General features: G+C 31.5%; 30 protein-coding genes and 1 riboswitch. Of the genes, 4 read left to right on the forward strand and 26 right to left on the reverse strand.

The window, feature by feature from the left end:
- The first annotated feature begins 1 nt into the window (after position 1).
- The gene (gene prli42 / locus CM54_RS12530) at positions 2-97 is read left to right on the forward strand and encodes a stressosome-associated protein Prli42 (RefSeq protein ID WP_150130644.1); all 96 of its coding nucleotides are present in this window, start codon (positions 2-4) and stop codon (positions 95-97) included.
- Positions 98-155: 58 nt separating this feature from the next.
- On the opposite strand, the gene CM54_RS04465 is transcribed toward prli42, so the two are convergent.
- The 17 genes from CM54_RS04465 to CM54_RS04545 form a co-directional block, all read right to left on the reverse strand.
- Positions 156-1,133, reverse strand: coding sequence for an aromatic acid exporter family protein (locus CM54_RS04465; RefSeq protein ID WP_023350221.1), 978 nt, complete (start codon positions 1,131-1,133; stop codon positions 156-158).
- 14 nt (positions 1,134-1,147) lie between these two features.
- On the reverse strand, positions 1,148-1,585 hold the full coding sequence (gene brxB / locus CM54_RS04470; protein WP_002433599.1) for a bacilliredoxin BrxB: 438 nt from the start codon (positions 1,583-1,585) through the stop codon (positions 1,148-1,150).
- A 173-nt stretch (positions 1,586-1,758) separates the two neighbouring features.
- Positions 1,759-3,066 (reverse strand): dihydrolipoamide acetyltransferase family protein, encoded by a 1,308-nt coding sequence (locus CM54_RS04475; protein ID WP_037549215.1) that lies wholly within the window; start codon positions 3,064-3,066, stop codon positions 1,759-1,761.
- Positions 3,067-3,078: 12 nt separating this feature from the next.
- Positions 3,079-4,062, reverse strand: coding sequence for an alpha-ketoacid dehydrogenase subunit beta (locus CM54_RS04480; RefSeq protein ID WP_002433659.1), 984 nt, complete (start codon positions 4,060-4,062; stop codon positions 3,079-3,081).
- Positions 4,055-5,053 carry a thiamine pyrophosphate-dependent dehydrogenase E1 component subunit alpha gene (locus CM54_RS04485; protein WP_037549217.1) on the reverse strand — a complete coding sequence of 333 codons (999 nt, stop codon included), beginning with the start codon at positions 5,051-5,053 and terminating at the stop codon, positions 4,055-4,057. The genes CM54_RS04480 and CM54_RS04485 overlap by 8 nt, the downstream gene beginning before the upstream one ends.
- 14 nt (positions 5,054-5,067) lie before the next feature.
- Positions 5,068-6,489, reverse strand: a complete 1,422-nt coding sequence (lpdA, locus tag CM54_RS04490) for a dihydrolipoyl dehydrogenase (protein WP_023350216.1) — start codon at positions 6,487-6,489, stop codon at positions 5,068-5,070.
- 276 nt (positions 6,490-6,765) lie between these two features.
- Entirely contained in the window at positions 6,766-8,442 is a 1,677-nt protein-coding gene (gene recN, locus CM54_RS04495; RefSeq protein WP_037549223.1) for a DNA repair protein RecN, read from the reverse strand.
- 15 nt (positions 8,443-8,457) lie between these two features.
- A complete protein-coding gene (gene ahrC, locus CM54_RS04500; protein WP_002433875.1) occupies positions 8,458-8,910 on the reverse strand; it encodes a transcriptional regulator AhrC/ArgR in 453 nt (150 codons plus the stop codon).
- Positions 8,911-9,264: 354 nt separating this feature from the next.
- A complete protein-coding gene (locus tag CM54_RS04505) occupies positions 9,265-10,146 on the reverse strand; it encodes a polyprenyl synthetase family protein (protein WP_037549224.1) in 882 nt (293 codons plus the stop codon).
- Complete coding sequence (locus CM54_RS04510; protein WP_002433880.1) at positions 10,124-10,354, reverse strand: exodeoxyribonuclease VII small subunit; 231 nt, start codon at positions 10,352-10,354, stop codon at positions 10,124-10,126. The genes CM54_RS04505 and CM54_RS04510 overlap by 23 nt, the downstream gene beginning before the upstream one ends.
- The gene (gene xseA / locus CM54_RS04515) at positions 10,347-11,684 is read right to left on the reverse strand and encodes an exodeoxyribonuclease VII large subunit (protein WP_016898182.1); all 1,338 of its coding nucleotides are present in this window, start codon (positions 11,682-11,684) and stop codon (positions 10,347-10,349) included. The genes CM54_RS04510 and xseA overlap by 8 nt, the downstream gene beginning before the upstream one ends.
- 14 nt (positions 11,685-11,698) lie before the next feature.
- Complete coding sequence (gene nusB, locus CM54_RS04520; protein WP_037549226.1) at positions 11,699-12,088, reverse strand: transcription antitermination factor NusB; 390 nt, start codon at positions 12,086-12,088, stop codon at positions 11,699-11,701.
- Between the two features lie 236 nt (positions 12,089-12,324).
- Positions 12,325-12,687 (reverse strand): Asp23/Gls24 family envelope stress response protein, encoded by a 363-nt coding sequence (locus CM54_RS04525; protein ID WP_002433947.1) that lies wholly within the window; start codon positions 12,685-12,687, stop codon positions 12,325-12,327.
- An 11-nt stretch (positions 12,688-12,698) separates the two neighbouring features.
- Entirely contained in the window at positions 12,699-14,054 is a 1,356-nt protein-coding gene (accC, locus tag CM54_RS04530) for an acetyl-CoA carboxylase biotin carboxylase subunit (RefSeq protein WP_002433804.1), read from the reverse strand.
- Complete coding sequence (accB, locus tag CM54_RS04535) at positions 14,054-14,527, reverse strand: acetyl-CoA carboxylase biotin carboxyl carrier protein (RefSeq protein WP_002433598.1); 474 nt, start codon at positions 14,525-14,527, stop codon at positions 14,054-14,056. Before accB ends, accC begins: the two co-directional genes overlap by 1 nt.
- Before the next feature lie 468 nt (positions 14,528-14,995).
- Complete coding sequence (gene efp, locus CM54_RS04540; RefSeq protein WP_002433618.1) at positions 14,996-15,553, reverse strand: elongation factor P; 558 nt, start codon at positions 15,551-15,553, stop codon at positions 14,996-14,998.
- Between the two features lie 26 nt (positions 15,554-15,579).
- The gene (locus CM54_RS04545; protein ID WP_023350210.1) at positions 15,580-16,641 is read right to left on the reverse strand and encodes a M24 family metallopeptidase; all 1,062 of its coding nucleotides are present in this window, start codon (positions 16,639-16,641) and stop codon (positions 15,580-15,582) included.
- A gap of 104 nt (positions 16,642-16,745) precedes the next feature.
- Here CM54_RS04545 and CM54_RS04550 point away from each other — a divergent pair, with 104 nt between their 5' ends.
- Both CM54_RS04550 and CM54_RS04555 read left to right on the forward strand, forming a co-directional pair.
- Positions 16,746-17,327 (forward strand): hypothetical protein, encoded by a 582-nt coding sequence (locus tag CM54_RS04550; protein ID WP_037549228.1) that lies wholly within the window; start codon positions 16,746-16,748, stop codon positions 17,325-17,327.
- 13 nt (positions 17,328-17,340) lie between these two features.
- Positions 17,341-17,559 (forward strand): SA1362 family protein, encoded by a 219-nt coding sequence (locus CM54_RS04555; RefSeq protein WP_002433847.1) that lies wholly within the window; start codon positions 17,341-17,343, stop codon positions 17,557-17,559.
- Between the two features lie 55 nt (positions 17,560-17,614).
- Here the strand turns inward: CM54_RS04555 and CM54_RS04560 are convergent, their stop codons facing one another.
- A complete protein-coding gene (locus CM54_RS04560; RefSeq protein WP_002433604.1) occupies positions 17,615-18,445 on the reverse strand; it encodes a lipoate--protein ligase family protein in 831 nt (276 codons plus the stop codon).
- A gap of 161 nt (positions 18,446-18,606) precedes the next feature.
- Between CM54_RS04560 and CM54_RS04565 the strand changes: the two genes are divergently transcribed.
- Positions 18,607-18,993: a rhodanese-like domain-containing protein gene (locus tag CM54_RS04565; RefSeq protein ID WP_037549229.1), complete on the forward strand. Its 387-nt coding sequence runs from the start codon at positions 18,607-18,609 to the stop codon at positions 18,991-18,993.
- A 229-nt stretch (positions 18,994-19,222) separates the two neighbouring features.
- On the opposite strand, the gene gcvPB is transcribed toward CM54_RS04565, so the two are convergent.
- From gcvPB to comGC, 8 genes are all read right to left on the reverse strand, one after another.
- A complete protein-coding gene (gcvPB, locus tag CM54_RS04570) occupies positions 19,223-20,707 on the reverse strand; it encodes an aminomethyl-transferring glycine dehydrogenase subunit GcvPB (protein WP_023350207.1) in 1,485 nt (494 codons plus the stop codon).
- Positions 20,700-22,046 (reverse strand): aminomethyl-transferring glycine dehydrogenase subunit GcvPA, encoded by a 1,347-nt coding sequence (gene gcvPA, locus CM54_RS04575; RefSeq protein ID WP_037549230.1) that lies wholly within the window; start codon positions 22,044-22,046, stop codon positions 20,700-20,702. Before gcvPA ends, gcvPB begins: the two co-directional genes overlap by 8 nt.
- Positions 22,047-22,064: 18 nt before the next feature.
- A complete protein-coding gene (gcvT, locus tag CM54_RS04580) occupies positions 22,065-23,156 on the reverse strand; it encodes a glycine cleavage system aminomethyltransferase GcvT (RefSeq protein WP_037549231.1) in 1,092 nt (363 codons plus the stop codon).
- Between the two features lie 74 nt (positions 23,157-23,230).
- Positions 23,231-23,368: riboswitch (glycine riboswitch) on the reverse strand.
- The gene (locus CM54_RS04585; RefSeq protein ID WP_331280358.1) at positions 23,365-23,874 is read right to left on the reverse strand and encodes a shikimate kinase; all 510 of its coding nucleotides are present in this window, start codon (positions 23,872-23,874) and stop codon (positions 23,365-23,367) included. It overlaps the preceding riboswitch by 4 nt.
- Positions 23,875-24,043: 169 nt before the next feature.
- Entirely contained in the window at positions 24,044-24,535 is a 492-nt protein-coding gene (gene comGF, locus CM54_RS04590) for a competence type IV pilus minor pilin ComGF (RefSeq protein WP_037549236.1), read from the reverse strand.
- The gene (locus CM54_RS04595) at positions 24,453-24,752 is read right to left on the reverse strand and encodes a hypothetical protein (RefSeq protein WP_037549238.1); all 300 of its coding nucleotides are present in this window, start codon (positions 24,750-24,752) and stop codon (positions 24,453-24,455) included. Before CM54_RS04595 ends, comGF begins: the two co-directional genes overlap by 83 nt.
- On the reverse strand, positions 24,739-25,188 hold the full coding sequence (gene comGD, locus CM54_RS04600) for a competence type IV pilus minor pilin ComGD (protein WP_197018892.1): 450 nt from the start codon (positions 25,186-25,188) through the stop codon (positions 24,739-24,741). Before comGD ends, CM54_RS04595 begins: the two co-directional genes overlap by 14 nt.
- A complete protein-coding gene (comGC, locus tag CM54_RS04605; protein WP_029625707.1) occupies positions 25,166-25,477 on the reverse strand; it encodes a competence type IV pilus major pilin ComGC in 312 nt (103 codons plus the stop codon). The genes comGD and comGC overlap by 23 nt, the downstream gene beginning before the upstream one ends.
- Positions 25,478-25,489 lie beyond the last annotated feature (12 nt).

Consider the following 25,489-nt stretch of genomic DNA (forward strand, 5'->3'; position numbering starts at 1 on the left):
ATTGAATAATAAAGTTTTACGTATCATTATTATTGTTATGCTTGTAGCCGTAGTACTTGCATTACTACTTACAAGCTTGGCACCAGTTATGAACTAATAAACAAACCGTTACATCGAACTTTTTTCAAAATAAGTTTAATGTAACGGTTTATTTTTCATATTTCACTATGCAATTTTAACGAACCAAATTGTGATTTGATATTTAAGTATTCTTCTAATTCATTTAATATCTGTATAACATTTGCTCGTGAATTTAATGCTTGATGTGTAGTTGGTAACGGTAATTGATCTAAGGATAGTCGAATCTCATAAAGAGAGTGAAGTCGCAATGCTGTATAATCGTTACTATTAACGTTGCTGCCTATTTCTGACATTAATTGAGATATTTTTTCAAGGATAGGGTCATCAGTAGAAATACTTTCTATAAGATGCGTCATTCTTTTTAATAACTCTACTTGTTCTTCTCTCATATCAAAGTAGTGATAGTAGGAGTTTTCATTTCTGACAAAATGATTTTTAACATCCCTAAAAGCTAAGGACTTTGCTTTCTTGATGTTTAATAGTAGTGCGTCGAATTTAATATCTAGTTGATCTTTGCGCATTGTACAAGCATGACTAAAAATAGTGAAAATATCTGTAATTTGATGTTCAATATCATTTTTATAACGTTTTAAATTTTTGTCTAAACTTGGCATCATGAGATTCATAATAAAGGCAATACCTAAACCTACTGTTAAAAGTAGTATTTCATTGATCATCAAGTGCCCATTGATTTCTTTAGCATTAAAAACATGTAATAAAATGACGCAACTCGTTATTACGCCTTCTTGAGCATTGAGAACAACTGTTAAAGGAATAAATAAAAGGACAATTAAACCTAAAACTAATGCATGTTGACCTAATAAACTAAAAATAGCTGAGCCTAAAAACAAAATTAATAAACATGAGACTAGGCGTGAAACAATAGCTTGTACAGAATGCATTTTAGTATGCTTGATACATAATACGACTAAAATCGCACTAGAAGCATAATTATCTAAACCTAGTAACTTACAAATTATGACTCCTAGCGTCATTCCTACTGCAGTTTTGAGAGTTCTAAATCCAATCTTATAAGGATTTAACTTTAACATGTGTTTTAGGCCTCTTATCTTTCTTCACAATATTTTTCGAATAAGCCTTGTAATTGGTTGATTACATCCATAACATCATGACCTTCAATTTGATGACGTTCTATCATTTCAGTAATTTTACCGTCTTTAATTAATGCAAAAGAAGGACTTGAAGGTGCATATCCTTCAAAATAATCTCTTGCTTGTTGAGTTGCTTCTTTATCTTGTCCTGCAAAAACTGTGACTAGTCGATCTGGTAATTTATCATAGTGTAATGCGTGAGAGGCTGCTGGACGTGCAATACCACCAGCACAACCACAAACTGAATTGACCATAACTAAAGAAGTGCCATCTTGTTTTAAAACACTATCTACTTCATCAGCAGTTGTTAATTGTTCATAACCTGCTTCTTCAATTTCATTACGTGCTTGTTCAACAACCCCGTTCATATATAAATCGAAATTTAAATCCATATTAGGTCACCTTTCATTTCATTGTTAATTTTAACTTCTTTTATTCTACTAATTAAAAGTATATTGTTCAACAAGCTTGATTAAGTATTCTCACTCATTTTCAAATAAAATAAACTGTCGACAATATCAATGAAGTTGTCGACAGTAATATATGGATATGTGAGATTGAAATCTTAATAGATATTTGTATTCTCAATAGAATATCGTTCAATACGTTTTTTAATATGATTCATAAATTGACCTGTTTGTAGTCCGTCAAGGATACGATGATCGATCGAAATACATAAATTAACCATACTTCTAATTGCAATCATATCATCTATAACAACAGGCTTTTTAACCACAGATTCCACTTGTAATATTGCGGCTTGAGGATGGTTAATAATTCCCATTGAAGACACTGAGCCAAATGAACCAGTATTATTTACTGTAAATGTGCCACCCTCCATATCTGCTTGAGTGAGTTGGCCATTGCGAGCTTTTGTAGCTAAGTCATTGATTTCTCTAGCAATACCCTTGATAGATTTTTCATCAGCATGTTTAATGACCGGCACATATAATTTATCTTTATCAGCTACAGCAATTGAAATATTAATATCTTTATGAATAACTATTTCATCACCTTGCCATGTGCTATTTAGTAAAGGATGTGCTTTTAAGGCATCAGCTACAGCTTTTACAAAGAATGCAAAGAATGTCAGATTATAACCTTCGTTTTGTTTAAATGTGTTTTTGTGATGATTTCTTGTTTTAACTAAATTCGTTGCATCAGCTTCTATCATCATCCAACCATGAGGAATTTCAGTAACACTTGTCACCATATTTTGAGCAATTGCTTTACGAACCCCTTTAACAGGAATTGTACTTCCTTGATTGTATGTTATATCGGACTCAGATTGACTTTGAGATTGTAAAGTTTGTTGAGATGATTGGTTGTTTTGACTCTGATTACTAGTGGAATTGCTAGTTGTATTTTCAATCATTTCAGGATTATTAATTACTTTTTCAATATCTTTTTTAGTGACACGTCCACTGAAACCTGTACCCACTACTTGAGTTAAATCGATGTTGTTTTCAGAAGCTAATTTGAAGACAACAGGTGAAAAACGACCATTATTTTTAGGTTGTAAAGATGAATCATTAGTATTTTCATTTATTTTAGATTGAGACAAATCATTTTTATGACTAGAAGATTGTTCTTCATAAGAATGATTTGCTTCTGTCTCACTATCTATATCATCTCTTTCTTCCCCTGTATCGATTTTACAAATTACTGCATCAACGCTTACTGTTTCTCCTTCATTAACTATAAGTTCGGTAACTTTACCTGAAACTGTAGAAGGTACTTCAGCGGTAACTTTATCTGTAATTACTTCACATAAAGGTTCATATTCTCCTACCTCATCGCCTACAGCAACTAACCATTGTTCTATTGAACCTTCATGAACACTTTCACCTAATTTAGGCATTTTAATTTCCAATTGATACCCTCCTTAGAATTCCGCTAATTCGCGCATTTTTTCTTGTATCTTTTCAGGACTCATCATTATTTCATTTTCTAAGACAGGTGAAAATGGCATAGATGGAACGTCGGGTGCAGCTAAACGCATAATCGGTGCATCTAGTTCAAATAAGCAATGTTCTGCTATAATTGCCGAAACCTCTGACATAACGCTACCTTCTAAATTATCTTCTGTAACGAGTAAAACCTTGCCGGTTTGTTTAGCACGATCAATAATAGTTTCTTTATCTAATGGATATACCGTTCTTAAGTCTACAACTTCAACATTAATACCGTCTTCAGCTAAAATATCAGCTGCTTGTAAACAATAATTAACCATTAAACCATAAGTGAAAACAGTGATATCATCGCCTTCTCTTTTTACATCTGCTTTGCCTAAAGGTACTGTATAGTAATCTTCTGGAACTTCTTCTTTTAAAAATCGATAAGCTTTTTTGTGTTCAAAGAATAAAACTGGATCATTAGATTCAATTGATGATAATAATAATCCTTTTGCATCATAAGGTGAAGAAGGAATTACTATTTTTAATCCTGGGGTTGAAGCGAAAATGCTTTCAATACTTTGTGAGTGATACAAACCACCATGAACACCTCCACCAAAAGGTGCTCTAATAGTTATAGGACAGCCCCAATCATTGTTAGAACGGTATCTCATCTTAGCAGCTTCACTTATTATTTGATTAGTCGCTGGTAGAATGAAATCCGCGAATTGAATTTCTGCGATAGGGCGTTTACCCATCATTGCTGCGCCTATTGCAGTTCCTATAATATTTGACTCTGCAAGTGGGGTATCAATTACACGTTCTTTTCCATATTTTTCTTGTAAGCCTTGTGTAACGCCAAATACGCCACCCTTTTTACCTACATCTTCACCTAAGATGAAAGTATTTTTATTTTTTTCAAGTGCTAAATCATGAGCTTGGCGAATTGCTTCTAAATAGGATAATTTAGTCATTTTCTTGGCCTCCTTCATCATAAACGTGTGCATATGCTTCTTCGATTGAAGGATATGGAGCCTCTTCAGCGGCCTTCGTCGCTTTATTAATTAATTCTTTGTGTTCTTGTTCTAAATCAGAAAGCCATTGTTCATCTATAATCTCATTTTCAAGTAAGAAGGATTTAAATTTAATATTACAGTCTCCTTCTTTAAGACTATCACGTTCTTCTTGAGTACGATATTTATCATCGTCATCTGAAGAATGTGGTGTCATTCGAGAAGTAACAGCTTCTATTAAAGTAGCGCCTTCTCCATTTAAAGCACGATTTCGTGCTTCTTTCATAGCTTTATAAACAGCAATAGGATCATTTCCATCTACTTGTTCACCATACATACCATAACCTAAAGCACGATCAGATAGTTTTTCAGCAGCATATTGTAATGAATCTGGTACTGATATAGCATATTTATTATTAATAATCACGCAGACAAAAGGTAAATCGTGCACACCTGCAAAGTTAAGACCTTCATGGAAGTCGCCTTGATTTGAACTTCCTTCCCCAACAGTTGCGGTAGCAATATTTTGTTTATTATCCATTTTTAATGCAAGGGCAGCACCTACTGAATGCGGAATCTGAGTTGCTACTGGAGAACTCTGAGATAAGATGCCTTTATCTTTATGACTAAAGTGAGATGGCATCTGTTTACCGCCGGAATTGATATCATCTCTTTTACCGAAAGCAGATAACATCGTGTCTAAGGGTGTTATTCCCATATATGTAACAAATGCTAAGTCACGATAATATGGAGAAGAAATATCCCCTTCTTCCATAGCGTATGCCATACCAATTTGAGTGGCTTCCTGTCCTTGACCACTTACAACGAAAGGAATTTTACCTGCGCGGTTAAGAAGCCATAATCTCTCGTCTACCTTTCTTCCTAAGTCCATCCATTTATACATCATCTTGAGGTCTTCTTCAGTAAGGCCTGCTGACTTATAATCAATCATTATTTTACCTCCTACTATACGTGAATCGCTCTACCTTCAACTTTTAATCCTAATTCCATCAAAACTTCAGATAAAGATGGATGAGCATGGGTAGTTAATCCAAGTTCTAAAGATGAGCCATTCATAAATTGCAATAATGAAACTTCATTAATCAATTCAGTTACATGAGGTCCAATCATGTTAAGACCAATGATTTCATCATTTTCTTTATTAATAATCACTTCGCAAAAACCATTTTGCTCACCAATATCATCAATCATCGCTTTCCCAATTGCTTTAAATGATACTTTATAAGCACGCGCTTTAATGTTTTGAGCTTTGGCTTCTTCAATATTTTTACCAATTGAAGCAATTTCTGGATATGTGTAAACACATTTTGGTACCAGGTCATAATTAACGGGTATAGGACGCCCATCAAACATGTGTTCAACTGCAACTAAACCTTCTTTTGAACCTACATGAGCAAGCTGAAGTTTACCTATGCAATCTCCTGCAGCATAAATATGCTTATCTTCAGTTTGTTGATATTCATTAGTGATAATATGTCCTGCTTTATTTGTTTTGATTTTTGTATTATTAAGACCAATATCTTGTGTATTTGGTGTTCTACCAACAGATATTAAAACTTTATCTACTTTAATTGCATTATTTTCAAAATAAATTGTAACACTATCATCATCTTTTTTAATACTATTTTCATCTAATTGGATATTCTCGTAGAAAGTTACACCTCTATGAGATAATTCTTTTTTTAATGATGAAGCGATTTGAGTACTTTCAGTTGGTAAAATACGGTCATTTGCTTCGATAACAGTAACTGAAGTTCCTAGGTCATTCATTAGTGAAGCAAATTCTAATCCGATGACACCACCACCTATAATCGCCAAATGTTCTGGTAAAGACTCAATTGAAAGGATATCGTCACTTGATAAAATACGTTCATGATCAAATTCAATAAATGGTAATGATTTCGGTGTAGAGCCAGTAGCAATTAATACAAATTGATTTGGTATTAAATCAGACTCACCATCTTCGTATTCCACTGAAATCGTACCACTTTGAGGTGAAAATATAGATGTTCCTAATATTCTACCAGTTCCATTATATATATCTATGTGATGGTGTTGCATTAACTGGTTTACACCTGTATGCATTTGATTCACAATATCATTTTTACGTTTTAAAATATTTTCAAAATTAACATTAAAATTACTTACATCAATACCAAAAGTACTAGCATTTTTAATAGTATGATGTATTTCAGCAGATTTTAATAAAGATTTAGTAGGTATACACCCTTTATGTAAACATGTGCCACCTAATAAAGATTTTTCAACTATTGCTACTTTCTTACCTAATTGCGAAGCTCTGATAGCAGCTACATAACCAGCAGTTCCTCCACCAAGGACGACTAAATCATATTGTTTTTCTGACATGGTCTTACTCCTTAAATATTTAGAAGACTAAATATGTCTGACATATATAATCAAGACATCTTAGTCCTCTAATAAAATTACTTATTTTAATATTGAATTACATATTGAACTAAAGGTGATGTAATTCAAGATGTTCTTATAAATTAATACTTTCCTATTTTACATCAATTCGGATAGTTATTAAATTTAAAAATTAATGACAAATTTTTAAGAATCGATTCATTATACTCTTTTTGAGAAAAATTTTGAATGTGCTACTACTAAAATGAATAAAGATTAATCTCTGTGATTTTGAGCAATCATTTCTTTAGCGTTTTCTCTTGTTAAATCAGTAACACTAGCTCCGGAAATCATTCGCGCTACCTCATTAATTCTATCGTCATCTAATAACTCTTTAACTTGAGTAGTTGTCCTGTCATCTTGTGAGGCTTTACTTATTAGAAGATGATGATCACTCATTGAAGCAACTTGAGGTAAATGAGAAATACATATGACTTGTATGAATTGAGCTATGTCTCTCATTTTTTCGGCCATTTTCTGTGCTGCTTGTCCAGAAACACCTGAATCCACTTCATCAAATAGAATTGCTGTTTGGCCACGTGATTTAACAAATATGCTTTTCAATGCAAGCATTATTCGAGATAATTCTCCTCCTGAAGCAATTTTATTCAAGCTTTTTAAAGGCTCTCCTTTATTAGGGCTAATTAAAAATTCTACAAATTCGATTCCTTCGTAGTTAGGTTCATCAAGAGGTTTGAAAGATATTTCTAAATTTGCATCTTTCATTTGTAAATTTTGAATTTCAGAAACAATATGGTCACGTAATTCCCTAGCGACGCGTCGCCGTTCTTTTGATAATGCTTTACCTATATCAATTACTTCTTGATAAAGTTGGTTAATTTCTTCTCTTAATTGTGATGAACTTTGTTCATAGTTTTCAATTTTATTAATCTCATTCTCTAACTTACTTTGATAAGCAATGAGTTCAGGAACATCTTTTCCATATTTTCGTTTTAGGTTATTTAAAAGATTCATCCTTGATTCAAGTTCATTTAATACTTGTTCATCAAATTCGGTGTTTGCCATTTCATCATATATATCATGTTTTGCGTCTTCAAGAACATAGTAGAATTGGTCAATATCTTCTTTCAATTTTTCGTATTTTTCAGGAACAATATCATTGATAGATTGAAGATGATTACTTAATTCGTATAATCGATCCGGAATAGCATTCTCATCTGTTAGTACTTGATGCGCATTATTCAATGCTAGGCTCAATTTTTCAGAATTCTGAATACGTTTAATATCAACTTCTAGTTGTTCTACTTCATCTTCTTTTAAAGAAGCTTCTGTAAGTTCTTCGAATTGAAATTTCATCAAATCAAGACGCTGTAGCAATGCTTGATCGGCTGATTCCAAATCTTCTAATTCTTTTCTTTTATCTTTATATTGATTGAAAATATTTTTATATTGTTGTAGCAAATCAGAATATTGATTTTCTGCATAATCATCGAGTAATTGAAGATGATATTTTTGCTTGAGTAATGATTGAGTTTCATGTTGGCCATGAATATCTAATAATTCTTGCATCACTTTTCTTAAATCTTGAAGTGTGACAATTTGATTATTGATACGACAAATGCTTTTACCAGAACTAAAGATTTCTCTCTTAACTAATAAAAAGTCTTCATCAATATCAATGGATAAATCCTCTAGAATAGATATTGCATCTTTGCTTTCATCTATATCGAATATACCTTCAATGATAGCTTTTTTCTCGCCATGACGCACATAATCAGAAGAAGCGCGCATTCCTATTAGCTGTCCAATTGCATCAATGATGATAGATTTACCTGAGCCTGTTTCGCCACTTAGGACTGTTAATCCATCTGAAAATTGTATTTCAAGTTTATCAATGATAGCAAACTGTTTTATTGATAAGGTTTGTAACATAAATTCATCGCATCCTTATAATAAATTAAAAATTCTAGTTTTTATCTCTTCACTTGCTTCTTCATTTCTACAAATAAGTAGACATGTATCATCGCCACAAATGGTACCAAGTACTTCATCCCAATCAATTTGATCAAGTATCGCTCCAATTGATTGTGCGTTACCTGGAAGTGTTTTAAGTACAAGTAAGTTTCCAGTTCCCTCTATATTTACAAAAGAATCCATTAAATATCGTCCTAATTTTTCTAAAGGATGATATTTTCTATCATTCGGTAAACTATAAACATATTGACCTGAAGGTGCGGGAACTTTAATTAATTGTAATTCTTTTATATCTCTTGAAACTGTTGCTTGTGTCACGTTTAAATCATATTCATTTAATCGTTTTACCAATTCATCTTGTGTCTCTATTTGTTCGTTCGAAATAATTTCTCTAATTTTTATATGTCTAACTGATTTTTTTGGCACAATAAACACCTCTAGTTACGAATATTTATACAATGATTTTAACACAAGCGACTCGTAACTACTACTAAACACTATTTAAATTTAACATTATTATTTTTTATCTTTGGCATGATAAAGGCATTTATTATAAAAATCCAAACTTTAACATGATAAATTAATTAATTGAATAAAAATTAGAGAATGAATATTTTTTGTATATGGAAAACAAAATATATATTAAATAATAAGGATTTGTATCTAAGATTTCAAAATGAAAATATAATAGCTAAAACAAATCTAAAATTTAGCCTATAAATGAACTAGAACTCATCCATTTATAGGCTATAAATTAAAATCTAAATATCTTTATTAAATTTAATGATCTCTATTGTAAAATAAATCAACAATTTTTATTAATTCTGAAGTTTGATATTGTGAAGATATATTATTCAGACATTCCAAAGCTTGATTCTTATGATATTCCAGTTTGTCTTCAGCACCCTCTTTGCCTAATAAGGAAACATAAGTACTTTTATTATTCAATTCATCACTACCTACCGCTTTACCTATTTTTTTCTCATCGCCATAAACATCTAATAAATCGTCTTTAATCTGAAACATAAGTCCTAAATGTTCGCTGAATTCATTTAGATTGTGAGACGTCTTCTGATCTACTTGTGCAATATCTACAGCAGCCATTACTGCAAAAGTAAGAAGAGCGCCTGTCTTTGCTTTATGAATAGACTCTAAAGTTTTTAAATCAACTGTTTGATTTTCGCTTTGCATATCTAATGTTTGTCCGCCAACCATACCGATATGTCCGCTTGCTTTAGATAATCGTTGTAAGACTTTTACTTTAACATTATCTTCAATTAAATCGTCATTTGAGACTAATTCAAATGCCTTTGTTAAAAGTGCATCTCCAGCTAATATTGCTTTCCATTCACCATAGACTTTGTGATTAGTTAGTTTACCGCGACGGTAATCGTCATCATCCATTGCAGGTAAATCGTCATGAATGAGTGAGTATGTATGAATCATTTCTAAAGCTAAAGCACTTTGAAGTCCTTTATGATAGTCTTCATTTAGCATATTTAATGTAAGTAATAATAATACAGGTCGAATTCTTTTTCCGCCGGCCTGAAGTGAGTACATCATGCTCTCTTCTAAATCGGTATTTAGATGAGATTCGGGAATTGCCTGCTTAAGATTATTATTAACTTCTTCGATTAAATTACTCATTGTTAGCTTCTTCATTTTCTTGTTCCTCAGCTTCTTCTTGCATTAATTTGTTCACTTTTTTCTCTGCATCTTTTAGTGTTGTATCACAAGCAGTTGATAATTTCATTCCTCTTTGATATAAGTCTAGTGATTCCTCTAATGAAACTGTTTCATTATCTAATTTTTGAACGATATTTTCTAGTTCTTGCATCATTTCTTCAAAGCTTTGCTTTTCTTTACTCATCATTACACCTTACTTTCTTTACAGTAGCATCAACGTTGCCATCTTTCATTGTTAAAGTGATTGTATCATTCTCAGTAATATCATGTGTACTTGTAACTACTTTATCATCCTTATTTACAATTGCATAGCCACGTAACATTGTATTAGTAGGACTCAAATTATTTAGATTTTCAATTTTATTTTTTAAATCTGTTTGTAATTTTGATAATTCATTTGTTATTGCTTGAGTCATACGTTCACGATATTGGGACACATGCATTTTATCTTGAGAAATGTTGTTATTGAGTGTTTTTAAATTGAAATGTTGTTTCAATAGCTTGAGGTTTTGAGTATGCTTTTCAAGATATGTCGACATCAATTGCTTAAGTTGTTTTTCAAGGTCATCACGCTTTTGAATTTGTTGATCATACAATAGTGAAGGTTGCTTAAATTTATAATAAGAATTTAGATGACTTAATTGTTTCTTCTGTTGTTCGACATATTGTTTAATAAACCTAGTTAATGAAAATTGATATTGTTTAATTTGTTGCATTAATTCATATTGGTCGGGTGTTGCGATTACAGCAGCTTGTGTAGGAGTAGCTGCTCTAACATCAGCTACAAAATCACTTAAAGTAAAGTCAGTTTCGTGTCCCACAGCTGAAATAATTGGTGTATTACAACTATATATTGCTTTAACTACTTCTTCCTCATTAAAGTTCCATAAATCTTCAATAGAACCACCACCACGCCCAACTATAATGGTGTCTACATCAAGTGTGTCAGCATGTTCAATTTTCTCTATAATATCTTGTTTTGCTTGCGTACCTTGTACCAATGTACTGATGTGTATTTGTTCAACTAAAGGATATCGACTGTTAATTGTTGAATGAATATCTCTAATTGCAGCACCAGTACTAGCTGTTAGGACCGCAATTCTTTTGGGGAATTTGGGTATAGGTTTCTTAACGCTGCTATCGAAATAACCTTCTTTTGTAAGTTTTTTCTTAAGTTCTTCTAACTTTTGATATAAATTTCCAATTCCGTCAAGTTGCATCTTATTTACATAAATTTGATAGTTGCCCCTTCTTTCATAAACGGAGACACGAGCTTCGAGTAGAACTTCATCACCTTCTTTAGGTTCAAAGCCTAATTTAGAAGCATTACCTTTAAACATCATAGCGCTAATCACACTCTCTTTATCTTTAACGTTAAAGTATAAGTGTCCACTTGAATGTTTCTTAAAGTTTGATAATTCTCCCTTTATTAAAACAGATTGCAAATGAGGATCTTGATCAAATTTATATTTAATGTATTTAGTTAAAGTAGTAACACTTAAATATTCAGTCATACATATCACTCATTTTAATTATTTATATTACTTAAAACACCATTAATAAATTTATAGTGACCATCATCACTAAATTGTTTAGTAAGATCAACAGCTTCATTGATGATAACTTTTTTAGGAGTGTCACTGTGTAACATTTCAAATGTAGCCATTCTTAAGATAATACGGTCAGATTTTAGTAAACGTTCAATTGACCAATCTTTTAAATATGGTTTAAACTTCTCATCTAATACAGCTTCATGATCTTTTACTCCTGTAACTAACCAGTTAATAAAATCAAAGTCTAAATCTGGATAATCATCTTTTATAAAGTTGATTGCTTCAGTGATACTTAAATCAGATTCTTTCATTTCTAATTGAAATAAAGTTTGAAAAGCTTGAATTCTTGATTCTTTACGACTCATATTTTACTCCTTCAAACGTATTTATATAATTAATGAGGCTGAAACATAAAACATTGTCTCAGCCATAATTAGCATATTGGTGAAAATGACTGAATTAAAATTTTTTTAATTTTTTTAATTCAAATCAGTCTAACCAGTAGGAATATCATAGAATGTACTACATTTATAAGTGACGCTTTATTTTGAATTAGAATTCTAATAAATGCTACTTCTATAATACCTCTACTTTATATTATTTATTTTTCTACTATAATTTGTGTAATATGAATGTTAATTTGTTTTGGTTCAATTGCTGTCATAGTTGTTATTGAATTAAAAATTGCAGATTGAATATTATTGGCTGTTTTAGAAATATTTACTCCGTGCTTTAAAGCACAATAAATATCAATGTATATACCATCATCTTTAGCCTCAATTTTTACATCTCTATAGAGGTTTTTTCGACTAATTTTCTCTAAATTCGTCTTGCTTAATTCAGCAAAATGGCCTGTGATTCCATCGATTTCTGACGTGGCAATACTAGCAATAACAGATAAAACTTCTGGCGCAATTTCAATTTTACCTAAATTCGATTGAGAATAATCTGCTACATTGACCATCCGATAACCTCCTATTGATCATCATCCATAATATTGTATTTTTCTAAGAATTTTGTATTAAATTCACCACTTCTAAAGATTTCATTATTTAGTAGTCTAAGGTGGAACGGAATAGTAGTATCTATTCCTAATACAAGATACTCACTTAGTGAACGAATACCAGTCATAATGGCTTCATCCCTAGTAGGTTCATGTACAATAAGTTTAGCTACCATAGAATCATAATATGGAGGGATTGTATAGTTAGTATAACATGCTGATTCTATTCTCACTCCAAAACCACCTGGTGCTAAATATTGAGTAATCTTACCTGGTGAAGGCATAAAGTCTTTATATGGATTCTCAGCATTTATACGGAATTCTATAGCATGGCCATTAATTGAAATATCCTCTTGTTTGAATGGTAAAGCTTCACCCATAGCTACTTTAAGTTGTAATTTAACTAAATCCACACCAGTGACCATTTCAGTAACAGGATGTTCTACTTGAATACGAGTGTTCATTTCCATGAAATAGAAATTATCATCATCAAGATCGTAAATGAATTCTATCGTACCAGCGTTCTCATAGTTAACTGCTTTAGCTGCTCTAACAGCCGCATTTCCCATTTCTTGACGTTTTTCTTCACTTAAAATGGGAGAAGGCGCTTCCTCAACTAATTTTTGCATTCTACGTTGAATCGTACAATCACGCTCACCTAAATGTATGACATTACCATAACTATCTCCGACAATTTGAATCTCAATATGTCTAAAGTTCTCAATAAACTTCTCTAGGTATAAACCACCGTTACCAAAGGCAGTTTCTGCTTCTTGTTGAGTCATACGAATACCTGTTTCAAGCTCTTTCTCGTCACGTGCAACACGAATACCTTTTCCGCCACCACCTGCAGTAGCTTTAATTATTACAGGATAACCAATTTTTTTAGCTACTTTCTTAGCATCATCGATACTTTGGATAAGTCCTTCACTACCAGGTACGACAGGTACATTAGCTTTAATCATTTCTGCTTTAGCTACGTCTTTAATTCCCATTTTTTGAATAGATTCATAACTTGGACCAATGAATTTAAGTTGACATGCTTCACATAATTCTGCAAAGTCGCCATTTTCAGCTAAAAATCCATAACCAGGATGTACTCCGTCACAACCAGTAGAAGTCGCAATAGATAATATATTAGGTATGTTCAAATAAGAGTCCTTAGATAAAGTTGGACCGACGCAATATGCTTCATCAGCAATTTGAGTATGTAATGCATCTTTGTCCCCTTCAGAATAAATAGCTACTGTTTGGATACCTAAATCGTGAGCAGCTCTGATTATTCTAACAGCTATCTCCCCACGGTTTGCGATTAATATCTTATTCATTATTTCACCTTAAATAACGGCTGGCCATACTCTACCATTTGTCCGTCTTCTACTAAGATTTCCACGATCTCACCTGATGTTTCAGCTTGTATCTCATTAAATAATTTCATTGCTTCAAGAATACATACAGTTGTGTCGTTTGAAACTTTATCCCCTACTTGAACATAAGCATCTTCCTCTGGCGAAGGTGATTTATAGAATGTACCAACCATTGGCGCATTAATCGTTTCGTAATTATCACTAGCAGATTCTTGAGTTTCTTCCCCTGATTGAGTAGTTGATTGAGGTTGTGGCGCTGCTTGTGGTTGAGAAATCTGTTGTGCAGGTTGTTGAGCTACTTGAGGTGTAATGATTTCAGTTTCTTTCTCTTTTTTAAGATTAACAACGCTACCTTTGTTATCCTCAATGTTAATTTCAGTTAAATTAGATTGATCAAGAATTTCAATTAATTCTTTTATTTCTTTAAAGTTCATTTCGTACTGACTCCTTAGGTTTGTTTTCATCTACCCGTCTATTTTACTTGAGTCATTCACTCAATTCAAGCATGTTCATATGATGAAACATAGATAACAGGCTTAGTAACTAATAATTTAAAAAACAAAAATTGCAACAAACGGGTTTAGTAATAATTATTAATTAAATCAAGAAAAATACTCAAATATAGATGCCATTATATTTTCTAGTAAGTTTTGTAGCGATAATGATGCGAAGACGTTTGAATGCTTATCAAAATGATTCTGAGGTTGGGTAAATAGTGGTTCAGATTAATAATTCTAAGTTAAATTAAACTACTACATGAATTAAAATGTTCAGTGGTGGATAAATTTTGATTTTATGTTACTTTTATTGAAGTAAAAGTCCAAAAAATATTACCCCCCTTAAGAATGCACACCAATTTCAATGTACACTTTAAGGGGGGATAGTTAATAAGTATAATTTGTCTAGCCTCTAGAAATGTAACTTCCGTCGCCAGTATTAATTACTAAAATATCTCCTTCATTAACGAATAAAGGCACATTTAAAGTATATCCAGTTTCTACAGTAGCAGATTTTGTTGCGCCTGTTGCTGTATCACCTTTAATACCTGGTTCAGTTTCAGTTACTTCTAATTCAACTGTTTTAGGTAATTCAACTCCAATAATTTCTCCTTCATATGATTGAACTTGAACTTCCATATTTGCTTTTAAATAGTTTAATTCATCTTTTAAATAATCACCAGGCAATTCGATTTGATCGAAAGTTTCATTATCCATGAAAATATGATTATCTCCATCAGCATATAAATATTGCATGCGACGGTTTTCAATCATCGCCTGTTCAACTTTCTCTCCTGCTCGGAATGTTTTTTCTTGGATAGCACCTGTTCTTAAGTTTCTTAATTTAGAACGAACAAATGCAGAACCTTTTCCTGGTTTAACGTGTTGGAAATCAATAACTTTCCAAATTCCATTATCTACAGAAATTGTTAAGCCTGTTTTAAAATCATTTACTGAAATCATTCAGTCTCCTCCTCAATTATACGCGCTTACTCTAAAATAATAAGGTCTTTTGTGCATTTAGTAAAGACATCACAGCCATTTTCTGTGATTAATATATCGTCTTCTATTCTAACACCACCAAGTCCATCGACATATATACCTGGTTCAATTGTTACACAATTATTAACTTTCAATTCACCTTCGCTATTCTTAGATAGCAATGGTCCTTCATGAATATCTAAACCTATACCATGTCCAAGAGAATGACCAAATTCCTTTCCATAACCATGAGACTCGATATAATCTCTTGATAAAGCGTCAGCTTGTTGAACAGTCATACCAGGTTTTATTTCTTCGATTGCCTTAATTTGAGATTGTAGCACGATTTCATATATTTCTTTCATCTTTGGATCAGGTTCACCTATAGCGAAAGTACGCGTTATATCGGAACAATAACCACGATAGTACGCTCCAAAATCTAAAGTAATCATATCACCTTTTTCGATGCGTTTGTCACTAGCTACTCCGTGAGGTAATGCGCCTCTATAACCTGATGCTACAATTGTATCAAAAGATGGACCATCGGCACCTAATTCTAACATTTTACTTTCTAGGCGCGCTTTGATTTCTCTTTCACTCATACCCACTTTTGCTATTGATAAAATATATTCATATGTTTTATCCACAATTTCTGCTGCTTTTTTTATAAGTTGAATTTCTTCTTTATTTTTCACTTCTCTTATCTTATCAATAGAATCCCTTATACTAATCAAAGTAATTATACCTTTATTAAGTTCAACATATGTATCATAACTAATTAAGTGTCCTTCAAAACCGACATTCGTTAACTTTTTACTTTCTAATATTTGTTTTATTTCTGAAATTAACCCACTTTGACGATTAATAATTTCAAATTCAGTTGCTTGATTAGTCGCTTGTTCAATATATCTAAAATCAGTTACAAGATAATTTTTATCAGGGGTTATTATCAAAGCGCCACTTGTTCCCGTGAATCCTGAAAGATATCTTCGATTAAAATCAGATAGAACAATAAGTGCATCCAAACGTTTATGCTCCAAGATTTCATGAACTTGTTTTAATTTATTCATTTGCATCACTCCTAATGATAACGTTTGTACATTTTTATTTTATACATTAAAATGATAGCATAATTAATAACGATTATAATAGTTTTTGGTTTAGGGAGAATACAATGAAAAAATTTATATTAGTGCTAGGAGCATCTTGTTTGTTAGCAGGTTGTGGAAGTCAAAACTTGGCTCCATTAGAGGATAAGACTACTAAATTACGAGATGATAATCACCAACTTAAGTTAGATATACAGCAACTTAATCAAGATATAAGTAACCAAAAATCAAAAATTGCTGGATTAAAACAAGATAAAGAAAATAGTAAAAAGACATCCTCTAACAAATTGAAAATCAAAAATTTAAAAGCATCGTCCAATTATTATGATAAAGTAGCTGAGGCTATAGGAGATTATAAGAATATAGAGGCAGATGTTACAAAGAACAAAGGTAAAAAAGATATTCAAGATAAGTTAGATAAAATTACGAATAAAATTAATGAAGCTTTTTCAACTTATAAAAGTTCGGTTGACAATGATTCTAATTCTGAAGAAGATAAACAGAAAAGAAAAGAGATTAGCAAATTTGATAAAGATTTATCAGGTGCAATGAATAAAATTAGAAACGGCTATCAATCAAAAGACGCTAAACAAATTAAAAAAGGTCAACAAAAACTTACTACCGTAAGTTCAAATATTAGTAGTTAATAGGAGTTTTTAGATGCGTTATATCATCTTTTATATTATATTGGCTATTGCTGCTTTTGGATTAATAATGAATTTAGATGAATTTCTTTTTTCAATAATTAAGACTTTAATAAGTTTTGCAGTAGTAGCTTTAATCATTTATCTCATTTATTATTTCTTTTTCTTAACTGAAGATCAAAGGAAGTATAAGAGAGCTGCTCGAAAGTACAAACGAAAAAATAGAAAGCATTAAACAAAAATAGCATTGAAGTATGCGAATTAAACTTGACTTCAATGCTATTTTTATATTATTTACGAAACATCCAATCGTCAGAACGATATTTTTCTTCAAGTTCTTTTACCTCAGCAAGCTGTTGTTCTGATAATTCTAAAGGTTTGAACTCAATATTTAATCCAGTCTTGAACCCTTCTTCAAAGGCTTTTTCCATTTCACTTAAAGTAATATGAGTGTCAGAAATGTCATTAATTGCCACTGCTTTTTCAACGAAAGCTTCCTTCATTTTAGCTTTAAGTCTATCATTTTTGAAAATAAACATATCAAATAGTTCATCAATATCAATATCTTGTAAAATTGAACCATGTTGTAAAATGACGCCTTTTTGTCTTGTTTGAGCACTTCCTGCTATCTTTCTACCTTCAACGACTAATTCATACCAACTCGGAGCATCAAAACATACTGAACTTCTAGGTTGTTTTAACTTTTCTCGCTCTTCCTTTGAACGAGGAACGGCAAAGTATGTCTCAAACCCTAAATTTTTAAACCCTTCTAATAAACCTTGAGAAATTACTCTATAGGCTTCTGTAATCGTTGAAGGCATATTTGGGTGGGACTCAGGAACTATCACGCTATAAGTTAATTCTTTATCATGTAAGACGCCTCTCCCCCCTGTTTGACGTCGAACTAAACCGAATCCTTTTTCATTAACCTTTTCAATATCTATCTCTTTTTGTAATCTTTGAAAATATCCAATTGAAAGTGTCGCAGGATTCCAAGTATAAAATCTTATAACAGGATCAATCTCTCCTCTAGAAACAAAATTAAGTAATGCTTCATCCATAGCCATATTATAGTACGGATCTTGACTTCCTGTATTAATAAAGTTCCAAGTTTCAGTCATAAAAAAACCCCTAACAAAATGTTTAAAGACTTAACTATTAAGTATATTTGTATATATCTAGTTTATATGATTTAAACATAAACTAACCCGAAAAAAATATTTTGATAAATTGTCCTAACAGTCTTATAATTATAATATCGGTTAATTAGGGAGGATGCAAGATGGGTATCTCTTTGTACATTGCAATTGGAATCATCGTGATTATCATTGCGTATATGGTCATCCAACAAATTCTTAATAAACGAGCTGTTAAAGAATTAGACCAAAATGAATTCCACAAAGGCTTGAGAAAAGCTCAAGTTATAGATGTAAGAGAAAAAGTGGATTATGATTATGGTCATATTAATGGTGCGCGTAACATTCCAATCACAATTTTTAAACAACGTTACCAAGGTTTAAGAAAAGACCAACCAATTTATTTGTGTGATGCTAATGGAATAGCGAGTTATCGTGCTGCTCGTATATTAAGAAAAAATGGCTATAAAGATTTATACATGCTTAAAGGCGGATATAAAAAATGGACAGGTAAAATTAAATCTAAGAAATAATTTTACGACCATATCGTTTCGCCTAGTATTTTTCACCCTTGAAATGTTGTAATTTGAATTATAACTTTTTAAGGGTATTTATTATTGCAGTAAAAAATAATATTTAGGCTTTAAAGATAATCTTTTGAAAAATAAGTTATTTAGATTAATAAGAGAAAAAAGCTCAATGATGTATTATAGCTTAAACATCATTGAGCTTTACTATTTTAAGTATAATTAATTTTCAATATTAATGTTCAATTGTTTTTTCTTGTTTTAAATCTTCGAATTTAAGAATTGGCTTACGTGCTGCAGTTGTTTCGTCTAATCTATCTATAATGGTTGTGTGCGGTGCTTCAAGCACTACATCAGGATTATCTTTCGCTTCATTAGAAATTTGTATTAGTGAATCTACAAAATGATCTAATGTTTCTTTAGATTCAGTTTCTGTAGGTTCGATCATCATTCCCTCTTCAACATTAAGTGGGAAATAAATAGTCGGAGGATGAACTCCAAAATCTAAAAGTCTTTTTGCCATATCTAATGTACGGACGCCAAATTGTTTTTGTTTCGTTCCGCTCAAAACAAACTCATGTTTACAATATTGGTCATATGGGATTTCGAAATGGTCTTTTAGACGTGCTTTAATATAATTAGCATTCAGCACAGCAGCCTCTGAAACTTCTTTAAGTCCTTCAGCACCCATAGTTCTAATATACGTATAGGCTCTTAAATAAATACCAAAGTTACCATAGAATGGTTTAACTCTTCCAATTGAGTTTTCAATGTTATTATCATACTTATAGAACTCGCCATCTTTAATGACCATCGGCTTAGGTAAGTAGCTAGATAACTCTTTTACCACACCTACTGGTCCTGAACCAGGGCCACCGCCACCATGAGGTCCAGTAAACGTTTTGTGTAAGTTCAGATGAACTGCATCAAAGCCCATGTCTCCAGGTCTAACTTTATCCATTATTGCGTTTAAATTTGCGCCATCGTAATAAAGTAGACCACCAGCTTCATGAACGATTTCTCTAATTTCCATAATATTCTTCTCAAATATACCTAATGTATTTGGATTAGTTAGCATGATAGCAGCTGTATTCTCATTTACAACTCTTCTTAAATCATCAATATCTACTTCTCCGCGCTCATTAGATTTAACAGTGACTGATTTAAATCCGGCAAATGAGGCTGAAGCAGGGTTTGTACCGTGAGCAGAATCAGGTACAATAACCTCATCTCTATGTCCTTGTCCATTATTCTCATGATAAGCTTTGAAAATCATGAGAGCTGTCCATTCACCGTGCGCGCCTGCTGCTGGTTGAAGTGTTACTTCATCCATACCTGTAATTTCTTTTAGCTCTTCTTGCAAACTATAAATAATTTCAAGTGAACCTTGAATGTGTTCTTCCTCTTGCAATGGATGAGATTCACTAAATCCAGGTATTCTAGCAACTTTTTCATTAACTTTAGGATTATATTTCATCGTGCATGATCCCAATGGATAAAAACCAGTGTCTACACCAAAATTTTTATTGGAGAGTTCCGTGTAATGTCGAACTAAATCTAGTTCAGCTACCTCAGGAAACTCGGCTTTATCTTTACGAATATATTTGTCATCTAATACAGAGGAAATTGTAATGTCCTCAATATCACTTTGAGGTAAAGAATACGCATATCTACCTTTTTTGGATCTTTCAAAGATTAATGGACTTGATTTACTAACCATTTAATTCACCAGCTTTCTGAACAAAATTATCAATTTCTTCTTTAGTTCTTAATTCAGTTACGGCAACTAGCATATGATTGTTGAAGTCATCAGAAACTTCACTTAAATCAAAACCACCAATAATACCTTGGTCAGCTAATTTTAAATTTACTTCTTTAATAGGTTCATCAAATTTAACTACAAATTCATTAAATGAATTACCATCTAATACCTCAAAGCCTTTATGTTTAAATAGTTGTTTAGCATAATTAGCATGTTTTAAATTTTGAACAGCAATATCATATATACCTTGTTTACCAAGAGCTGACATAGCAATTGAAGATGCAAGTGCATTAAGTGCTTGGTTAGAACATATATTTGAAGTCGCTTTATCTCTTCTAATATGCTGCTCTCTAGCTTGTAAAGTTAGTACAAATCCACGATTGCCTTCATCATCCTGAGTTTGACCTACTAAACGTCCAGGTACTTTACGCATTAACTTTTTAGTTGTAGCAAAATAGCCGCAATGAGGTCCACCAAATTGTGTAGGTATACCGAACGGTTGAGTATCTCCAACAACTATATCCGCTCCAAAAGTACCTGGTGGTGTTAAAAGACCTAAAGCTAGAGGGTTAGCATATACTATAAATAATGCTTTTTTATCTGCAATAAAACTATTTATTTTTTCAAGATCTTCAATTGAACCATAAAAATTTGGATATTGTACTGCAACTGCGGCAGTATCATCATCAATTGCTTGTTCTAATTTTTGTAAATCAGTTATTGTTCCATTTAAATCGATTTCAACTACTTCAAACTCTTTACGTGTTTTAGCGTAAGTATGTAAAACTTGTAAAGCTTGATAGTGTAAACCTTTTGAAACAACAACTTTATTCTTTTTAGTCTGACTGAAAGCTAAAATACAAGCTTCAGCAAAACTAGTCATACCATCATACATAGATGAATTTGCAACATCCATATCTGTTAGTTCACAGATTAAAGTTTGAAATTCAAAAATTGCTTGTAACTCACCTTGAGAAATCTCAGGTTGATAAGGTGTGTACGCAGTATAAAATTCTGATCTAGAAATCATGGCATCTACAACTGCAGGAGCATAATGATCATATACACCAGCACCTAAAAATGAAGCGTGAGTTTCTTTTGTGATATTTCTATTGGCAAGAAGATTAAGTCTTCTTACTAAACTAGTTTCTGCCTCTCCCTTAGCAATATTTAAATTTCGATCTAATAAAATATCGGCTGGGACATCACCAAATAATTCTGAAATTGATTTTGCTCCAATAGTATCTAGCATTTCTTGTTTATCTTGATCTGTTAAAGGTATATAACGATGACTCACTATTTACACCCCTCCGTATTATTTAGTAATTTGATTTTTCTTAACAATTTTTGCTTTAACTTGGCGCTTACGAACTTGTATAAGCACTTCTTTACCCATTTCGAATGCATCTCTATTTATAATAGCTAGTGCGATAGATTTACCTGAAGAGGGAGATTGAGTTCCGGATGTTACCTCTCCAATGTGGTTACCTTCTAAATCAAATACTTCGTAACCTGTTCTAGCAATACCTTTACCTATTATCTCTAATCCAACAGTTCTTTTAGTGGAACCATTTTCTTTTTGATCTTTAAGAACAGATTTGCCAATAAATTCTTCTTCAATAAGAGGTTTAGCAGCAAAAGCAATACCTCCTTCATAAGGAGTAATAGATTCTGTTAAATCTTGACCATGTAGAGGTAAACCTGCCTCAAGGCGTAAAGTATCACGAGCACCTAAACCACAAGGAACAACGTCATATTCTAATAATTGATTCCAAATGTCTACTGTGTCTTCAGATTTACAATAGATTTCGAAACCATCTTCCCCTGTATAGCCTGATTGTGAAAGAATGATATTTTTATCAAAAAACTTCACATCTTGTTTAAATTCAAACATACTCATGTCACTAACATCCACATCAGTATGTTCATTCACAAGATGTCTAGCTTTTGGTCCTTGAATAGCAAGTTGACCATATATATTTGAAGAATTATTCACATTAACATCAAAATTGCTACTTTGCTTAGAAATCCAATTAAAATCTTTATCAGTATTTGCCGCATTTACTATTAATAAAAAGTGGTTTTCTGCTAACTTGTATGTAACTAAGTCATCTATAATACCACCTTCTTCATTACATAAAGCTGTATACATTGCTTTAGTATCTGTAAGATTGTTAGCATCATTTGATAAAATATACTGAACAAAGTTAAATGCTTCATTACCAGTAATTTCTATCTCTCCCATGTGGCTTACATCAAAAAGACCAATTTCATATCTCACAGCGTTATGTTCTTCTTTAATACTAGTGAATTGAACAGGCATAGCCCATCCACCGAATTCAACTATTTTCGCACCATTATCAACGTAGTTTTGATATAAAGGTGTCTTTTTAAGTTCAGTTGTCATTAGAAAACCCCCTATTTTTAATAAAAAACAGGATAGCATAGAGCTACCCTGTTAAAATAATTCATCCAGGAACGCGTTACAGTATTATCCTTTTGCCTGAGAGTTTCGTTAAATAACTTGCACCTTCGGCGATAAAGCTAAATATTTACAATATTCTTAAATTAATTATTATGTAGATATGTTTTAGCTTTATTCTCTCTAATACTGATCAATCGCAAAATAAATTTTGTAAAATCTTTTCATATATTTCAGAAACAGTGAGTGCGCTATTCACCTTCATGAATGCGGTTTCATTATATCTTGAAACCCTTGAACAATACAAGGTATTTAATTGTTCTAGAGATTTATCTTTAGCATTGGGTCTATGAGGATCACTAACTATACGTCGATAAATAACATTGATATCACAATCAAGCCATATAACATTCTTTTCATTTTTAAGTAGTTTCAAAGAATCTTTATTTTCGATTATTCCTCCACCAGTAGATATAATTTCGAATGTATTCAAACACTCTTTTAAATATTTAAATTCTAAACCACGGAATTTTTGTTCTCCATGTTCCTGAAATATATCGGGAATTGATTTGTTTTCATTTCTTTCGATATATTCATCTAAGTCTACATAACTTAAATTTTGTAAATCAGAAAGATATCGTCCAATCGTCGTTTTACCAGTACCCATGAAGCCAACAAATATAATAGGTGCTTTACTTTTAATCAATCTAATCTACCTCTTTTTTAATGTTTTAGCAATAACATCATCATAGTAAATATCTAAGTTATGTAATGTCTTTAATTTTAAACCATATTGAGTAATATAAAAAGATATAATTGATAAATAAAATGAAAAAATTACTACTAAATATAAACTAATGAACGCTTTTTGACTATAAATAGAGGTTTTTCTCTTTATAATAGTTCGTATCTCCTTGCCTTATTTTTATTTTTAAAATATTATTGTTCGTCTTTATTATTTTGAAAGAAACTACATTGTTTAATAGAGTGATGTTACCTCTCTGATTGATATTTTTATATATTTTTTTATTATTATAGATATATCTAATTTCCTCATCCTTTTTTCTAATTTTGATTGTTGAATCATTATCTTTACTTGGCGAATACTTGGAAGTTTGTACATCTTTAAGAATATCTCTACAAAAAAATTCAAAGTCTAAATCATCATTATTTTTAGCTAAATGTAGGTAGTAAGAAGTGAGATTAATAATATTAGGTGTTAAAGAAAGACATAATGAGGTTACTGATAATGCGAAGAGTATTTCAACGAAAGTAAAGGCTTTAATTTTCAAATGAAACACATGTTTTAATGTTAAAGTCTCTATCTTTTCCACATATTTTCTTTTGATATAGTTGTATTTCATATTGATCCATTACAACTCCTTGTTTAAGTTGTTCCTTACTAAATTTATTCAAGCTGGTAATAATAGACTTTTTAATTTCTATGGTTTTTAAATAATTATTATAGTTATTATTCATTGTGGAGAGTGTTGGTATCAAAATAAGTGTGATTAATCCGATGATTAGTAAACCTAATAAACTATCGAGTAATAATGAAGCTCTTAGTTTAAATTTTGACATATCTAATACGTCCTTTTTCAATATGTAAAATAATTTTATAGGTAGCTTTATTCATTGCAATTGTTAGAGAACCAAAACGGTTAATATTTCCTTCTCTATTGAAATTCAACGTATTAATTCTAGCAATATTAGTGATTTTCCCGTGAGGGACTTTAAATTTATATTTGCTCCCTTTTTCTTCTACAATTTGGATAACATTTGAATTATTTGTAAAAACTAAGGCTATCGATCTTTGAGATGCAATTGCTTTAGATTTAAAGTAATTAAGTCTAGTAATGAATTGCTTAATTTCATGTTCTTCATTAATTATTTGTACATTCATAAAACTTCTTGACCATAAAGTTGTCATTAATAATACGCTAATGGTAAATAAGACCAACATCATTTCAACTAGAGTGAATGCACTATATTGTTTAGTTCGCAACAGCCTCACCATTCGAAATACTAATAGTTTGTCCGGATTTACAATTTTTCTGTCCTTCTTTTATAAAACCTTCAGCAATTAATTCTTCAATATTATTAGGGTTACGATTATGCTTTAATGTATATGCTTCAATTTGACTATTTACCATTTTTACTTGAGCATCACAACCAGTAGATTGGATATGTGCTGTTTGTTTGGCAATATTAGGTATAATTAAAATAAGTAATAAACTAATAATTAATAAAACAAGTAACATTTCAATTAAAGTGAAAGCTTTAGATTTTTTTAGTTTTTTTAATATTTTCATTAAGAG

This window comes from Staphylococcus sp. TE8, from assembly GCF_000692055.1.
Classification (GTDB): domain Bacteria; phylum Bacillota; class Bacilli; order Staphylococcales; family Staphylococcaceae; genus Staphylococcus; species Staphylococcus capitis.

What these genes read in the sequence shown, in the direction of transcription:
- brxB (WP_002433599.1), bottom strand. Translation starts at nt 1,585, where the DNA reads ATGGATTTAAATTTCGATTTATATATGAACGGGGTTGTTGAACAAGCA.
- CM54_RS04550 (WP_037549228.1), top strand. Translation starts at nt 16,746, where the DNA reads ATGAAAAAATTTATATTAGTGCTAGGAGCATCTTGTTTGTTAGCAGGT.
- CM54_RS04545 (WP_023350210.1), bottom strand. Translation starts at nt 16,641, where the DNA reads ATGAATAAATTAAAACAAGTTCATGAAATCTTGGAGCATAAACGTTTG.
- xseA (WP_016898182.1), bottom strand. Translation starts at nt 11,684, where the DNA reads ATGACTGAATATTTAAGTGTTACTACTTTAACTAAATACATTAAATAT.
- lpdA (WP_023350216.1), bottom strand. Translation starts at nt 6,489, where the DNA reads ATGTCAGAAAAACAATATGATTTAGTCGTCCTTGGTGGAGGAACTGCT.
- CM54_RS04595 (WP_037549238.1), bottom strand. Translation starts at nt 24,752, where the DNA reads ATGTCAAAATTTAAACTAAGAGCTTCATTATTACTCGATAGTTTATTA.
- CM54_RS04505 (WP_037549224.1), bottom strand. Translation starts at nt 10,146, where the DNA reads ATGAAGAAGCTAACAATGAGTAATTTAATCGAAGAAGTTAATAATAAT.
- CM54_RS04565 (WP_037549229.1), top strand. Translation starts at nt 18,607, where the DNA reads ATGGGTATCTCTTTGTACATTGCAATTGGAATCATCGTGATTATCATT.
- nusB (WP_037549226.1), bottom strand. Translation starts at nt 12,088, where the DNA reads ATGAGTCGTAAAGAATCAAGAATTCAAGCTTTTCAAACTTTATTTCAA.
- comGD (WP_197018892.1), bottom strand. Translation starts at nt 25,188, where the DNA reads ATGGTGAGGCTGTTGCGAACTAAACAATATAGTGCATTCACTCTAGTT.
- comGF (WP_037549236.1), bottom strand. Translation starts at nt 24,535, where the DNA reads ATGAAATACAACTATATCAAAAGAAAATATGTGGAAAAGATAGAGACT.
- gcvT (WP_037549231.1), bottom strand. Translation starts at nt 23,156, where the DNA reads ATGACAACTGAACTTAAAAAGACACCTTTATATCAAAACTACGTTGAT.
- CM54_RS04480 (WP_002433659.1), bottom strand. Translation starts at nt 4,062, where the DNA reads ATGACTAAATTATCCTATTTAGAAGCAATTCGCCAAGCTCATGATTTA.
- CM54_RS04560 (WP_002433604.1), bottom strand. Translation starts at nt 18,445, where the DNA reads ATGACTGAAACTTGGAACTTTATTAATACAGGAAGTCAAGATCCGTAC.
- CM54_RS04510 (WP_002433880.1), bottom strand. Translation starts at nt 10,354, where the DNA reads ATGAGTAAAGAAAAGCAAAGCTTTGAAGAAATGATGCAAGAACTAGAA.
- recN (WP_037549223.1), bottom strand. Translation starts at nt 8,442, where the DNA reads ATGTTACAAACCTTATCAATAAAACAGTTTGCTATCATTGATAAACTT.
- CM54_RS04485 (WP_037549217.1), bottom strand. Translation starts at nt 5,053, where the DNA reads ATGATTGATTATAAGTCAGCAGGCCTTACTGAAGAAGACCTCAAGATG.
- CM54_RS04465 (WP_023350221.1), bottom strand. Translation starts at nt 1,133, where the DNA reads ATGTTAAAGTTAAATCCTTATAAGATTGGATTTAGAACTCTCAAAACT.
- accB (WP_002433598.1), bottom strand. Translation starts at nt 14,527, where the DNA reads ATGAACTTTAAAGAAATAAAAGAATTAATTGAAATTCTTGATCAATCT.
- accC (WP_002433804.1), bottom strand. Translation starts at nt 14,054, where the DNA reads ATGAATAAGATATTAATCGCAAACCGTGGGGAGATAGCTGTTAGAATA.
- CM54_RS04555 (WP_002433847.1), top strand. Translation starts at nt 17,341, where the DNA reads ATGCGTTATATCATCTTTTATATTATATTGGCTATTGCTGCTTTTGGA.
- efp (WP_002433618.1), bottom strand. Translation starts at nt 15,553, where the DNA reads ATGATTTCAGTAAATGATTTTAAAACAGGCTTAACAATTTCTGTAGAT.
- gcvPB (WP_023350207.1), bottom strand. Translation starts at nt 20,707, where the DNA reads ATGGTTAGTAAATCAAGTCCATTAATCTTTGAAAGATCCAAAAAAGGT.
- CM54_RS04525 (WP_002433947.1), bottom strand. Translation starts at nt 12,687, where the DNA reads ATGGTCAATGTAGCAGATTATTCTCAATCGAATTTAGGTAAAATTGAA.